Source organism: Rhodobacteraceae bacterium D3-12 (genome assembly GCA_025916135.1).
In the GTDB taxonomy this organism is placed as follows: domain Bacteria; phylum Pseudomonadota; class Alphaproteobacteria; order Rhodobacterales; family Rhodobacteraceae; genus JAKGBX01.
Map to the genome: position 1 here is coordinate 917,384 of CP104793.1, position 14,280 is coordinate 931,663.

General features: G+C 54.0%; 11 protein-coding genes and 3 pseudogenes. 12 read left to right on the forward strand and 2 right to left on the reverse strand.

Features of this window, described 5'->3' with window-relative positions:
• Positions 1 to 48: 48 nt before the first annotated feature.
• Positions 49 to 1,180: pseudogene (locus N4R57_04605) on the reverse strand (IS3 family transposase).
• A gap of 181 nt (positions 1,181 to 1,361) precedes the next feature.
• Between N4R57_04605 and N4R57_04610 the strand changes: the two are divergent.
• The 7 genes and pseudogenes from N4R57_04610 to N4R57_04640 all read left to right on the forward strand — a co-directional run bounded on the left by N4R57_04610 (position 1,362) and on the right by N4R57_04640 (position 8,379).
• Complete coding sequence (locus N4R57_04610; GenBank protein ID UYV38373.1) at positions 1,362 to 2,342, forward strand: tripartite tricarboxylate transporter substrate binding protein; 981 nt, start codon at positions 1,362 to 1,364, stop codon at positions 2,340 to 2,342.
• 25 nt (positions 2,343 to 2,367) lie between these two features.
• Positions 2,368 to 3,132 (forward strand): enoyl-CoA hydratase/isomerase family protein, encoded by a 765-nt coding sequence (locus tag N4R57_04615; GenBank protein ID UYV38374.1) that lies wholly within the window; start codon positions 2,368 to 2,370, stop codon positions 3,130 to 3,132.
• A 24-nt stretch (positions 3,133 to 3,156) separates the two neighbouring features.
• Positions 3,157 to 4,368: pseudogene (locus N4R57_04620) on the forward strand (CoA transferase).
• The gene (locus N4R57_04625; protein UYV38375.1) at positions 4,355 to 5,275 is read left to right on the forward strand and encodes a fumarylacetoacetate hydrolase family protein; all 921 of its coding nucleotides are present in this window, start codon (positions 4,355 to 4,357) and stop codon (positions 5,273 to 5,275) included. Before N4R57_04620 ends, N4R57_04625 begins: the two are co-directional and overlap by 14 nt.
• A 373-nt stretch (positions 5,276 to 5,648) precedes the next feature.
• Complete coding sequence (locus tag N4R57_04630) at positions 5,649 to 6,122, forward strand: tripartite tricarboxylate transporter TctB family protein (protein ID UYV38376.1); 474 nt, start codon at positions 5,649 to 5,651, stop codon at positions 6,120 to 6,122.
• Positions 6,123 to 6,139: 17 nt separating this feature from the next.
• Positions 6,140 to 7,608 (forward strand): annotated as a pseudogene (locus N4R57_04635) (tripartite tricarboxylate transporter permease).
• An 87-nt stretch (positions 7,609 to 7,695) separates the two neighbouring features.
• On the forward strand, positions 7,696 to 8,379 hold the full coding sequence (locus tag N4R57_04640; GenBank protein UYV38377.1) for a TetR/AcrR family transcriptional regulator: 684 nt from the start codon (positions 7,696 to 7,698) through the stop codon (positions 8,377 to 8,379).
• A 42-nt stretch (positions 8,380 to 8,421) separates the two neighbouring features.
• On the opposite strand, the gene N4R57_04645 is transcribed toward N4R57_04640, so the two are convergent.
• A complete protein-coding gene (locus tag N4R57_04645; GenBank protein UYV38378.1) occupies positions 8,422 to 8,922 on the reverse strand; it encodes a hypothetical protein in 501 nt (166 codons plus the stop codon).
• 165 nt (positions 8,923 to 9,087) lie between these two features.
• Here N4R57_04645 and N4R57_04650 point away from each other — a divergent pair, with 165 nt between their 5' ends.
• From N4R57_04650 to N4R57_04670, 5 genes are all read left to right on the forward strand, one after another.
• Positions 9,088 to 9,396, forward strand: a complete 309-nt coding sequence (locus N4R57_04650; protein ID UYV38379.1) for an SCP2 sterol-binding domain-containing protein — start codon at positions 9,088 to 9,090, stop codon at positions 9,394 to 9,396.
• Positions 9,397 to 9,410: 14 nt separating this feature from the next.
• Positions 9,411 to 9,896, forward strand: a complete 486-nt coding sequence (locus N4R57_04655) for a (2Fe-2S)-binding protein (protein UYV38380.1) — start codon at positions 9,411 to 9,413, stop codon at positions 9,894 to 9,896.
• Positions 9,893 to 12,205 carry a xanthine dehydrogenase family protein molybdopterin-binding subunit gene (locus N4R57_04660; protein ID UYV38381.1) on the forward strand — a complete coding sequence of 771 codons (2,313 nt, stop codon included), beginning with the start codon at positions 9,893 to 9,895 and terminating at the stop codon, positions 12,203 to 12,205. The genes N4R57_04655 and N4R57_04660 overlap by 4 nt, the downstream gene beginning before the upstream one ends.
• Positions 12,202 to 13,008 carry an FAD binding domain-containing protein gene (locus tag N4R57_04665; protein ID UYV38382.1) on the forward strand — a complete coding sequence of 269 codons (807 nt, stop codon included), beginning with the start codon at positions 12,202 to 12,204 and terminating at the stop codon, positions 13,006 to 13,008. Before N4R57_04660 ends, N4R57_04665 begins: the two co-directional genes overlap by 4 nt.
• Before the next feature lie 76 nt (positions 13,009 to 13,084).
• The gene (locus N4R57_04670; protein UYV38383.1) at positions 13,085 to 14,263 is read left to right on the forward strand and encodes an acetyl-CoA C-acyltransferase; all 1,179 of its coding nucleotides are present in this window, start codon (positions 13,085 to 13,087) and stop codon (positions 14,261 to 14,263) included.
• Positions 14,264 to 14,280: the final 17 nt, after the last annotated feature.

Consider the following 14,280-nt stretch of genomic DNA (forward strand, 5'->3'; position numbering starts at 1 on the left):
AGATATTGGACCAGTTTGCAGCCTTGTTAAGATGGATCATGGTTTCATTTAGGCTGCTAATCTCATTGGTTCTGTTTTGTCGGCGTATACCTCATCGGGGGTCAATAAGCCGTGCGTTGAGTGAGGGCGTTCGGAGTTATAGTAGCTCAGCCACTTGCCGATCCCGTCACGCATTTTTGACCCTGTCTCGAAGGCATTCAAATAGATGCATTCATACTTCAGCGACCGCGACAATCGTTCGATCATCCGGTTGTCGCGCCAAGCGCCTTTGCCATCCATGCTGATTTTTATCCTTGCGTCCGTCAGCACATCGATTCAAACGCCACAGGTGAATTGAATGCCCTGATCGGTGTTGAAGATTTCCGGCTTACCGTGTTTGGCTAGGGCTTCTTTCAAAGCCTCGACGCAGAAGTTCGCATCCATGCTGTTTGACAGCCGCCAGGCCAGCACTTTGCGGCTGTACCAGTCCATGATCGCCACGAGATACAGAAAGCCACGTCGCATAGGGATGTAGGTAATATCTGCGCACCAAACTTGGTTCGGGCGGTCGATGATCAACTTCCTCAGCAGTTATGGCCAGATCTTGTGCTGTGGGTGCTTCTTGCTTGTGTTGGGTTCCTGATAGATCGGTACCAGCCGCATAAGGCGCATCAACCGGCGGACACGGTGGCGGCCACATGAGTGATTGTTGCGCTTCATGCACCGGGCCATCTGACGCGACCCATACCAAGGTGTTTCAAGGAACTGTTTGTCAATTATTTCCATGAACCGCAGGTTCTGGGCGCTTTCGCCGACAGGCTAATAGAAAAGCCGCTACCGCGACAGATGCAACAGTTCGCACTGTTTACGCATGCTTAACTCTTGATCCCGGCTTACCATTTTTTCCTTCGCGTCCCGAGCAACTGATGCGAGGCATTGGCTAAAAAAACCGTTCCACAACAAGTTGGTCAATCTTGGAATGTAGCTTGTCGACATCCGCCATGCTCACCTGTTCAGGAACCTAACCCCGGCGCGCAAAGGCCGTCGCCATGTTCTATATCGCCGTCCGTTTCCAAGTGCCGTTCTGCGTTGGATGCACACCAATCTTCTTGAATAACTCCGCCAGCGTCATCTCCTCGCGGATCGCTTCAAGCGCAACCTTGGCCTTAAACTCAGGTGAATGGTTCTTGCGTTTCTTCATTTCGGATCACTTCTCTCGATATGCGATCCACCTTAACGACTGGTCTGAATTTCCGCGGCCACCTCTCCCATTTTGCAGGGGCAGAGCACACTTCAAGATTTCTATTGCATGATAACACTGTTAACATTAGAAGACTTCATAGGTTCACGATGTTAACATTTTGTTACCCTGAGGAGGAAACATGAATATGACAATTTTCCGCGCAGCTTCGTTGTTCGCATATGCCGTCATAGTAGTTGTCGGCAGTCTCGGCCCCGCAAAATCGGTCGCTGAAGGTTTCCCCGACCGTCCGATCACCATCCGTGTCGCTTACCCACCCGGAGGCCCAGCCGATGAATCGATCCGCACTGCCGCGAAGGTTCTCGAGCAGGCCCTGAACGCCAAGCTAGTGATCACGAACGCCCCGGGCGCGAATGGATCGATAGCTGCGGCGGGTGTGCTGAATGCCGATCCGAACGGATTTACACTGCTTGGAACGACCGGAACCGATTTCATTTCTGCGCCCCGCGTCGTTCCGTCGGCAGATTACAATCCGACGGCTTTTCACCTGCTTGGGCAGGTGGGTGTTGCAGACTTCATGCTCGTGTCGAGCTCTGCCCGGAAATTTGCCAGTCTGGATGAACTGCTCGACTATGCGCGCAATCCAAACAACAAGCCGCTGCTTATAGCACATTGGGGTGACGGTTCCGCGCCGCAAATCGTAGGGAAGGCTTTTCAGAGCAAGGCTGGGATCGAATTGCTCGAGGTTCCCTACAAAGGTGCGGCTCCCGCTATCGCTAGTGTCATCGGTGGACATGTTGATCTGTCTTTCGTGCCGCTCAGCAGCGCCACTCTGGGGCTGATGAAAAGCAACAAGATGCACCCAATCGCCCTCGCTGCACCGAATCGCAGTGATGTTGTGCCTGATGTGCCGACATTCAGCGAAAGCGACGAATTCGACAACTTCTCATTCAGCATCTGGTCCGCACTTTTCGCTCCGCCGGGAACACCGGAACCCGTGGTGCAGAAGTTGACAGATGCCATGAATGCCTGGACCACGAGCCAAGCCAACATCGACAGAGTTAGGTTGAATGCTGGCCGGCTGCTGCCTGCCCGAACCGTGGCCGATAACGCCAAGCTGCTTGCTGCCGAAGCCAAGGCTCTGTCGGAAATCTTCGACTGATACAACCAAAGAAAGGAAATTAAACATGTCCAATGTGACGTTTAAACGCGACGGCGACGTCGGGGTTGTTACCCTTGCAAAGCCGCCCCACAACCTGATTGATGACGCTCTGCTTTCTGATCTTCTAGCCGCTTATAAACAGGCGGTGGACGGCGGGTGCCGATCGATCTTGCTTCGCAGTGAAATGCGCCATTTCTGCGCCGGGGCTGATGTAACTGCCTTCACTAACGGCGGTCAGCGGCGGGATCAGAAAGGCTTTGAGAAACTTCTCTCAGATCTCGAAGACGTAAGTCTGCCGACCGTGGCGGCCGTACATGGGGCCGCTCTGGGCGGTGGGGTCGAGCTGGCCTTGACCTGCGATATGATTATAGCTTCAGATACTGCGACATTCGCCATGTCGGAGTCTTCTATTGGTTTGATGCCGCTTCTTGGTGGGGTCCAGCGCGTCGTGCAACGTGTCGGTCTACCTCGTGCAAAGGAGCTTGCGATGTTCGGCCGTCGAAATGATCCGGCGATGTTGGAACGTTGGGGTATGATCAACCTTGTCACCCCAGAGGCGGAGCTGCCAACCGTGTCGATGTCCTGGGCGCGTCAACTGGCGCAGGGTCCAACCGTTGCGCTTTTGGGGATCAAGCGTCTTGCCAACCTGTCGGCACGCGACGGTCTCGGTGCTGCGGATAAGGTCCAGCTTGAGACGAATGGCCAAATGTGGGCGAGTAAAGATCAAAAGCGAGGCCTTAAAGCCTTCATGCAAACCGGTCCCGGTACCGCCGTTTTCGAGGGGAACTGAGATGACAGCCCCCTTAACGGAGTAAAGGTGCTCGATTTTACCCGTGTACTGGCCGGACCTCTTTGCACGAAAACACTGCGTGACCTTGGAGCGCAGGTCACAAAAATCGAACCGCCTGCTGGTGATTCCGGCCGGGCAGGAATCCCACATATTAACAAAATGTCAGTCTATTACGCCCAGCAGAATGCTGGCAAACGCAACATGAGCATCGATCTCAACTGGCCCCGCGCCAAGGAGATCGTCAAGAACCTTTGCCGAGACGCCGACGTAATCGTTGAGAACTTTCGTCCGGGTACCTTGGCGAGGTTTGGCCTTGGATATGACGATATCCGAGCGATAAATCCTAGCATCGTCTACGTGTCGATGAGTGGTTACGGTCAGACCGGTCCGTGGCGAAACCGACCTGCTTTCGCGCCGACAGTTCAGGCTGAAACAGGCCTGACCGACATTTTGGAGCAACACTACGGCTCGGACCTAACCGCCCTGCGCAATGACGCGTGCAGTCACGCAGATGTTTACACTGGGTTGCAGGGCGTCATCGCGGTTTTAGCTGGTCTCCAGGACCGACAGAACACCGGCGAAGGACAACACATCGACGTGTCGATGGCGGCCACCATGCTTGCGGCAAATGAACGGGCTGGGGCCCAGCTTTCTGGCATTGACACTATGGGCGAACCTGTCGCCCTCAGCGCGCCGGATTCACATATTTTTCCGCTGCCTGACGGCCGGAAAGTGACGATCGCAGCGAGCCCAATTTACACGCCCATGTTTGCCCGGTTCGCCGCCATCATGCGACGCAACGACCTGTTGAAAGACCCTAGGTTCAAAACGGCTCTATTGCGGCGGGAAAACCTCTCCGCGCTACTGGCGGAGATCGGAGCTTGGATATTGACGTTCCGCGATCTGGACCATCTACAAACTCAAGTCAGCGAGGGCGGGTTAGCGATTGGTGTTGTGCGCAGCACCGAAGAGCTGGCAGAGTCAGAGTGGGCCGAAGACTGGGGGGCCATCGTCGAGATCGACGACCGCGGCGGCAGCGTCATGCGTATGCCAGGCGTTCCTTGGCGGTTCGGTCGATCTGTCCTGCCAGAACCGGGTGTTCCGTCCTTCCAAGGCGAAGAAAATGCCGCGATCTTGACCGATGCCGGATTGAGCATTGAAGAAATCGATGAACTGAAGTCAGCGCAGATCATCTTGAGCCGCAAAAGTCTGGTTGAGCCCTATGACGATGCTTGATTATACGCATGATCAGGCGGCGACAAGTTGGGTGCAAGTTCCGGCGGGGAATGACTTCCCGATCCAGAACCTGCCGCTGGGCATCGTAAAGCCAAAGGACGGCAAGGCTCGCGTCGTTGTTGCGATCGGCGATCAGGTTCTAGATTTAGCGAAACTCGCAGACATGGGCCCGTTCGATGGTCTGGCCGGTCAGGCGCTGAACCTGTGCCGGCACGAACATCTAAACCCGCTTGCCGCTGCAGGTGTCGCGCATCGGCGAGCGCTTCGTTTGGCATTGTTCGGCATATTGTCGGCAGAGGCGCCCAGATCCATGGTTAACCAAGTGCGTGAGTGTCTGAGGCCCGCGGTTCAGAACGAGTATCTTCTGCCTTTTGAGATTGGGGACTATACTGATTTCTATGCCTCACTCGACCACGCAATAAATGTTGGGCGCGCATTCCACACAGACTATACGCTTCCTTCAAATTTCACGCATATGCCAATTGCATATCACGGGCGGGCTTCGACCGTTCGGGTATCGGGGACGTCCATCGCTCGGCCAATAGGCCAGCACGCGCCACAAGGTGGCGCCGCGCCAGTCCTTGCCCCTTCTACCGCACTAGATTTCGAGCTTGAGGTCGGGGTTTTCATCGGTACTGGCAACGTGCCGGATATCCCCATTCCGATATCTGCGGCGCGGGAGGCCATCTTCGGGCTTTGCCTCCTAAACGACTGGTCCGCCCGCGACCTCCAGGTTTGGGAATCCCGCCCCTTGGGGCCGTTCTTGTCCAAGAGTTTCGCGACCACGGTTTCGCCATGGGTTGTAACGCCAGAAGCGCTCGCCCCCTTTCGTTGTGAGATTTCTCGTCCGACAGGGTTTCCGGGTCCACCGGAATACCGGAAATCGCCGGGGCTGGATTCGACATAGAACTTGAAGTCGATATGAATCTACCCGCGGTTGGAGGGCCCGTTGCGTTGACCCGTACCAATTTCGCGTCCCATTTCTGGGGGGTGGAGCAGATGATTGCGCATCACACGGTCAACGGTTGTCATCTTAGGACTGGGGATCTGTTGGGGTCCGGTACGGTGTCCGGTCCCGGTGCAACGGAGGCAGGATCCATGGTCGAACTGTCCCAGGGTGGAAAGATTCCGGTGCAGTTGACGCCCACAGAGACCAGACGGTTCCTTGAAAATGGGGATGAGATCGTCCTGCGAGGCCGATGCCGAAGAGAAGGATTTGCCCCGATCGGATTCGGAGAATGTCGCGGGCGAATCGCCGCAGGACATCAATAGGGAGGTACATGAATATGAGTACGAAAAAAAGCAGTTTTCTAAGCACCAACTGGCCTGCCGGGTTGCCGCTGATGGTTGTTGGTGGGTTGGCCATCTGGTTCAGTCGCGAATACCCAATGGGGACGCTGAGTGCCATGGGCCCCGGCATGCTACCGGTTTTTCTTGGCGGTGTCCTCGTGTTAATCGGAGCGTTTCTGAGCTTGCAGAATGCGCCCAAGCTCAACGATGACGGTGAAGAAAAAATAGCTTTGAGAAGCTGGGGATGCGTTGCCTTGGGCATGCTGGCCTTCGTTGCATTTGGCGCGTGGTTTGGTTTACTCCCCGCTACCATTTCACTTGTTGCCCTGTCGGCGGCTGGCGACCGTCGGAACAGCCTTATTGACGTTCTTGCGTTGTCAGTGGGGATGTCTCTAATTGCGTCCCTTGTATTTGTCTACGCTCTAGGGCTTCCGTTTCCCTTGTTGAAATTCGGAGGTCTTTAATGCCGCTACAAGATCTTATGGACGGGTTTCTGGTCGCGCTCCAACCGACCAACCTAGGCTTTTCGCTGCTAGGCGTCGTGGTCGGCAACCTATTCGGGGTTCTGCCGGGTATCGGGCCAATCACCGCTATCTCAATGCTGTTACCACTGACTTATGTTATGCCTCCAGAAGGGGCGTTGATGATGTTGGCTGGCATTTACTATGGCGCGCAATACGGCGGGGCTATTACGTCAATCCTTATGCGGGTGCCCGGTGTCCCCTCGCACGCGGTTACATGCTTGGACGGGCACCCGCTCACACTCGCCGGAAAGGGGGGCAGGCACTTTTTGCTGCAATGATCTCTTCCTTCAGCGGCGCGAGCATCGGTATTCTGGTGATGATCCTGTTTTCTCCCCTCATCGTCGATTTCGCGCTCAGTTTCGGGCCTGCGGAATACTTTTCTCTTATGGCGCTAGGACTGCTTGCGGCCTCAACTCTGGCACGCGGCTCTACCCTGAAAAGTGTGGCCATGGTGGTATTGGGGTTGCTTATGGGGCTGGTGGGCACGGATATTACTAGTGGCTATCAGCGATTTACCTTCGGTGTCGCGGAGCTTTATGACGGCGTCAGCCTTGTCGCGCTGGCTTTAGGGCTTTTTGCAATTGCCGAAACACTTGGCAACCTTAATCGGTTGGGAAGCGAAGTATCCGACAGGGTTTTGGTTCCCAAGAGTGTAAAGGGGGAAAAGGGGCTTGTCCGAAGAATTTGGCCCTCCGTTCTTCGCGGCTCAACCCTTGGTTCGTTCTTCGGGGTCTTGCCTGGTACGGGATCAACAGTGGCTTCCTATATTTCATACGCCATTGAGAAACGTGTCTCCAAAACGCCGGCGCGGTTTGGCTCTGGCGCCATCGAAGGTGTATCCGGCCCTGAAGCATCTAACAACGCAGCCGCCCAGACTGCTTTCATTCCGACGATGACTCTTGGTATTCCTGGAGACCCGCTGATGGCGTTAATGCTGAGCGCCATGGTGATTCAGGGCATTCAACCGGGTCCGCAAATGGTGACGGAGCGTCCTGATGTCTTCTGGGGTTTGATCGCCAGTTTCTGGGTCGGAAATCTGTTCCTGCTAATGTTGAACATTCCACTTATTGGCATTTGGATCCGTTTGCTGTCGGTGCCGTATCGGTTGTTCTATCCTGCCCTGCTGTTCTTTGTCTGTATCGGTGTTTACTCAAGTGGCAACAGCCTGACGGATGTGGCCATTGCTTTTGTCATAGGAGTAGCGGGATTTGGAATGATCCGACTCGGCTTCGAGGCGGCGCCAATGCTTCTCGGATTCGTTCTTGGCCCCCTGATCGAAGAAAACTTTCGCCGAGCCCTGTTGATTTCTCGTGGGAATCCGATGATTTTTCTGGAAAGCCCCATCTGCATCGTTATCGCCGGGTCGTGCCTGTTCCTTCTTTTCCAAGGGGCTATACGCCGTTGGCGATCTGCTCCTGCCGCGTGACGGAGAACGACGATTTCCCAGCTACAGGTCGGCCCGTTTTTCCTCTAGATTGACGTTGCACCAAACGCCGAACAGGAGAGCGTCGACATGACCCAAAGAAGCGAGCGCAAGCCACGATCGCGATCCTATCACCACGGTACTCTTCGTGAGACATTGATTTCCGAGGGCCGGCGCATGTTGGAAAAAACAGGCCCGGTGGAACTTAGCCTACGCCAAGTCGCACGTAGCGCTGGTGTATCGGAAGCGGCCCCTGCGCGTCATTTTGACGGCAAAGACGGGCTGTTGGCAGCCATCGCGACGCAAGGTTTCCAAGAGTTAACCGCTATTCGCCGGGAGATCGTCGCCCGGAAATTAGACAATCTGCGCACCGCTTACGAGATGATGCGCAGCTATGTGGATTTTGCGATCGGCAAAAAGGGCGTGTTCAACCTAATGGTCGGACCACGCCTGATAGAAAAGCGGCGGCACGAAGCGTTGCAAGCGGCAGGTGCAGAGTCGTTCGAATATTTCGCAATGGCTGTGAAAAACCTCGCAAATGAGTCTGGCTGGCCCGAGCACCAAGTCGAACTGGTTGCACATTTTGCATGGTCCGTCGAGCATGGTCTTGCGACGCTAATCCTCGGTGACCGAGCCCCGAGAAGCAGTCGAGGCATGACGCTGGATGAGATGATCGGTTTCTCGATTTCTTTCGCCCTTAACGCTATCCGCTCCGGGCCAAGCAATTTTGAAGAAGTGATGGCCATCGTTGACCCGCAGGGCAGTCAAAATTGATCTGGCCTGAGAGCTTGTTAAAGAAATAGATCTATTGAGGCGTTAAGTTAAATTGGTCGTGCGAAATGCACGTTGTATGGTCAATTCACCCGAAAGTTGACCAAGAAGATGCAGCGCCTCCGCGTCAGACGAAACGTCGGGCCATTGCCGCATGGCTGCAATCATTAGTGCTAAACCTTTCCCAAACGCATCTTTTTCTACTTTTGAGGCGGAATTCACTTCTGCCGCATAGCTCATTGCTGGGCACCATAGCTCGCCTTCCGGACGCTGGCCGTATGTGCGAACTTCTCTGCAATAGTGTTCCGCCGTTTCAAATTGCGTCATCCATTCGATAACACGCGTGAAACCGGCCTCAATTCCGGCAGCTGCGAGGTCGTTACGTGATTTGAAACGCGCATAAACTGCACCCGTGGTGAGCTCTGCAAGTTTCGCGACCTTGGCCGGGCCGATAGCAGATAGTCCGAATCGACGCCCCACCAAATCAGCAGCATCAGCCAGAGCGCGTCCGTTTTCTTCTGCTATTTCCGGATTAACCTTTACCATGAGGGCCTCGCTTTGAACTGCTAATGTCGAAAGTGGTCAGGAATTTTTGATATTATCAAATATCATTGTTGACAAGGTATGCATCGCCTGCAACTTTAATAACTCAAATTATCAAAATATCAACGTCGTGACGATGAAATTTGAATTACTAGGGGAGGTATCAAGATGAAAACACTAGAGGAATACACAAGCGGGATTGCATCTGCGATTTCGACGGATGACTTTGGCTCGAAAACTGTAAGGTTGGACATTGCCGAAGTTGGCTCGATCTATGTGAGCGGAGCATCTGTTTCCAATGCAACGGACCGTGCCGATTGTGAGTTGAAAACGGACCATGCAACTTTTGAAAAAATGTTTCATGGGCAGCTCGATTCAACCGTCGCGTTTGGCCAAGGCGCGCTGCAAATTGATGGTGATATGGGGCTAGCACTTAAGGTGCCGCCGCTCTTTGTTCGCGCTGCAACAAAGTCTTAGGCTGGGCGGGCCTCATGGATAGTTTGTTCTCTTTATCGTTCGTCGTCGATGGCAGTCCGTCTACCGTAAATGTGCGGGATCGCGATCTGTTGGTATTCGTTTTGCGCGATCAACTGCGTCGTACATCAGTGCATATTGGCTGTGAGTCCGGACGCTGCGGTGCTTGCACGGTTATGTTGAATGGTACACCGACCAAATCGTGCATGGTGCTTGCGCGCCAAGTGGAAGGTATGACGATTTCCACTCTTGAAGAGACCGCTCAAGCCCCAACAGGTGAAATTGTAGCGGCCGCATTCAAAAGGGCACACGCCTTGCAATGCGGTTTTTGCACGCCCGGCATGGTCACTGCAGTCGTTGGGTTGCTCAATCGAGATACCGATGTAAGCGAGGATGACGTCCGGCAGGCCCTGAGGGGCAATCTATGCCGATGCACCGGGTATCAGCACATCGTAGATGCGGTGTTGGATGCTGCTGCGACTTTGCGGGAGGCTCGGACATGATACGGCCGGTAATTGGCATGTCAATGGTGCGGCGAGAGGATGATCGTCAGCTCGCTGGATTGGGTCGTTTTGTCGAGGATGTGACCCATCCAGGCCAGCTTTACGCGATATTTGTTAGAAGCACACAAGCTCATGCAGAATTAATTGCGGTCGATACCAGTTCAGCTGCATCTGCACCCGGGGTGGTGCAGGTATTAACCGGAAAGGATCTGTCTGAGATAGGGGCGCTTAAGCCGCAATGGGCTTTGGCAACCGCTCTTACTGCCGGTCGGCCGGTATTGGCGCGCGAAAAAGTGCGCCATGTAGGCGAACCTGTGGCGGTTGTGATCGCGGAGTCCGAGGCACAAGCCATCGATGCTGTTGCCCAGGTGGTTGTGAGTTATAAGGCATTGCCTTCGGTCTTGGATCAAGATGAGGCAATGCTTGCCACAGCGCCTCAGATTCATGACCATATTCAGTCAAACCATTCGGGAAGCTTCACACGTGGCACAGACGATGTGGATGAAATTTTGGCGAAAGCGCACTTCGTTCATACAATTGAGCTAGTAAATCAGCGTTTGGTTCCTTCGCCTTTGGAAGGCAGAGCGATCAACGCAAGAATTGATCCACTTGATGGGCGTTTGGAAATCTACGTTGGCCATCAACTGCCGCATTTGTTTCGTCGTTCCGTGTCTGAAGTCCTGGGCGTCGAAGAAAACCAGATCAGAGTGATTTCCCCCGATGTGGGTGGAGGCTTTGGTGCGAAAATGCACTTTTACCCGGAAGACATGGTGGTGGCCTATGCCGCGATTACCCTGAAGCGGCCCGTTAAATGGTCGGAGCGGCGTCTTGAAGGACGTTATGCTACATCGCACGGGCGCGACCACAAAACCACGATCACTGTTGGTGCTGATGTCGATGGCCGTATTCAAGCACTGAAATTGCATAGTCGCGCAAATCTTGGGGCGTATATGTCCAGCATGGGCGGCGGTGTGCCAACAATCAACGTGGCTCTGTTTGTGCTTGGCACATATAATATCCCCGCGGCCTGGGTTAAGATTGATTGTATCTACACCAATACGACCCCTACAGATGCCTATCGCGGTGCAGGGCGACCTGAAGCCTCGTATATGATTGAGCGCACAATTGATTTGTTGGCCCGTGAGATGGGACTGGATCCATTCGAAGTACGCGCTCGCAACTTAATAGAGCCAAAAGCTCTGCCGATGAGACAAGTGACGGGCGCGAACTTGGACAGCGGCGATTACCAAAGAGTTCTGTCCAGAGCCCAGCAAATTCTGAAAGAGAGTGATCCCGTTGAATGCCCTAAGGGGTGGCTGCGCGGCGAAGGTATTTCGTTCTATACCGAAACCTGTGGAGTTGGTCCCGGTGAACTTCAGTCTTTGGTCGGGTTTGATAGGGGAGGCTATGAAAGCGCGCGCGTTGTCATCGGATCAGATGCAAGCGTTACTGTTTTGTCTGGCGCACATAGTCACGGTCAGGGCCACAAAACAGTATTTGCACAGATTGCAGCAGATGCGCTTGGCATTGAATTTGAAAAAATCAATGTCATTCAAGGTGATACCGATCGTGTTCCACAAGGTGTTGGCACGTTTAATTCACGTTCCATACCTGTGGGTGGCACTGCAGTTAGAGAAGCTTGTGATCGTTTGCGTGAGAAAATGCGATTGATCGCATGCAGTATACTTAGGATCAGTGTCGACGCTTTGATCGAGCAAGACGGAGGTTTCGGTGTTGTCGGCGAAGACCGTAGCATTTCTATTTCCGAAGTTTGTCGGGAAGCCTGGATTGGCCACAAATCGCGGCAAGCAGGCATCGGGCTTGAGGAAACTGAGTTTTTCCACCCCCGCGCGATGTCGGCTCCTTATGGCGCGCATATCGTTCGGGTTGACGTAGACCCACGCACTGGTGAAATCTGCCTGCGAGACTACATCGCAGTTGATGATTGTGGCACTGTTATAAACCCGTTGCTCGCACGCGGTCAGGTTCATGGCGGCGTTGCACAAGGTCTGGGCCAAGCGCTGTTCGAGGACGGCACAAGCGATGAATTTGGTTTTCTTCCCGAAGACCTGCCCTTGCCGCGATTTGATCACATGCCACGGCTGAATACAGAACACGTCGAAATACCGACTTGGACGAACCCACTCGGTGCTAAGGGGCTCGGAGAGGCGGGCACTATCGCGGCCCCATCTGCTTTGGTGAACGCTGTGCAAGATGCGCTTTGGCCGATTGGTGTTCGAAATTTGGAAATGCCGCTGACGCCAGAACGCGTCTTGTCTGCGATTGATAGTGCAGAGGTCTCAAAATGATACCTGCTTCCTTTTCTTATAAGCGGCCAGAAACGATAGACGAAGCCGTGGCATTACTGACGGATCCAAATTCCGTTCCTTTGGCTGGAGGGCATTCGTTGTTGACCCGTCTAAAGCGGAGAACCCAAAGGCCTTCTGTTGTTGTAGATATTTCTAGGCTTGGCCTTGAAAAAATGTCGCAAGCCTCAGGGCGGCTTAATGTTGGCGCGATGGTCCGTCAGGCGAATTTGAAAGATTGCGAAGGTGGGTGCGCTCTATTGAACGCGGTCGTTGATGCCACCGGAGACTCGTCAACTCGCGCAAACGGCACCCTGGTTGGAGCGCTTTGCGCAAAAGAGCCAGGAGGAGACTGGATTCCCGCTGCCTTGGCTTTGGATGGAGTATTGTCGATAGTTGGACCAGAGGGCCGAGAAACTATTCCTCTGAGCCAGGCGCTGACGCGGCCGATTGAGGGTCGTTTGGTTACTGAAGTAGCGCTCTCGATACCTGGCAAAGAGGCCATCCAAGGATACCGCAAAGTAAAACACGCCGCTGTGGGTTGGAGCATCGCCAGTGTTGCTTTTCTTATTGAAAAAGAACGGGTGCGTTTTTCTGTAGGAGGCGCTGTTGCGCGGCCGGGCCGCTTGAAACAGATCGAAAATGCTGTGTTGCGGGGAACTAAGGTAACTGCTGAGCAAATCGCTGCGCAGATCGATGCGTTGGAGCCAATCGGGGACCGATACGCTTCGGCCAAATACCGCGCTCGCCGGCTTACAATATTGGTAAACGACATAATTAGCGAAGTCTCCCAGACGGATAGATGAATGGGAGGAACCAGACATGACAAATAACACAGATATAGTTCCAAGTGGACTTGTTTAGCTACACAGGAGAAACGCTATGACGGACGCAGTAATCGTAAGCATCGCACGCACAGGTATTGGTAAAGCTGGGCGCGGTTCTTTTAACCAAACACATGGTGCTACGATGGGGGGGCACGTTGCGGCGGCAGCGGTTGAACGGGGAGGAATTGATCCTGCCCTAATCGAAGATAGCCTTTGGGGTTGCGGCTATCCTGAAGGTGCGACTGGAGGAAATATTGCCCGTCAAATCGCTTTGCGCGCAGGAATGCCTGATACAGTTGCAGGAGCTACTGTAAACCGTTTTTGCGCTAGCGGACTTAATGCGGTTGCTTTAGGTGGTGGTGCTATTCGCGATGGTGCCGAGACTGTTCTTGTTGGTGGAGTTGAGAGCATTAGCCTGGTGCAACCACCGGCTCGCCATTCACGCGAGGCCTTTCTCGAACAAACCCGCCCTGATTTGTATTTTCCGATGATCGATACAGGCGATATTGTGGCGCGTCGGTATGGGATATCACGCGAAGATCAGGACATCTTGTCTTTAGAAAGCCAACAGCGCACAGCCTCAGCTCAGGAGGCGGGCCATTTCGACGAAGAAATTGTCCCAATGACTGTCAAAATGCTAAAAATGGACAAGCAAACTGGCGAAGCCTCTGAGGTTGAGGTCACGGTTGATCGCGATGAATGCAACCGACCATCTACCACGCTTGAAGGTTTGGCAAACCTGCGGCCTGTTCGCGGCGATGGTGAATTTGTGACCGCGGGAAACTCCAGCCAGTTGTCAGATGGAGCAGCTGCGTTGGTGATGATGTCTGGTGAACGCGCGCGTGCCGAAGGCATTACGCCATTGGGTCGCTTTGCAGGGTTTTCTGTTGCGGGCTGCGCACCTGATGAGATGGGGATTGGGCCGGTTCTCGCAATTCCACGCTTGTTAGAACGCGCTGGATTGACTGTCGAAGACATTGATATTTGGGAGTTAAACGAAGCTTTTGCATCGCAGGTATTGTACTGCCGCGACCGACTTGACATTGACCCTGAGCGACTAAATGTCGATGGCGGTTCCATTTCAATTGGGCACCCGTTTGGCATGACAGGTGCGCGTATGACAGGTCATTTGCTCCTGGCGGGTCGACGTATCGGCGCGCGTTGGGGTGTGGTGACGATGTGCATTGGCGGTGGCCAGGGTGCAGCAGGCTTGTTTGAAATTTACGGAGCTTAAAGAAATGTTTTAGGGGG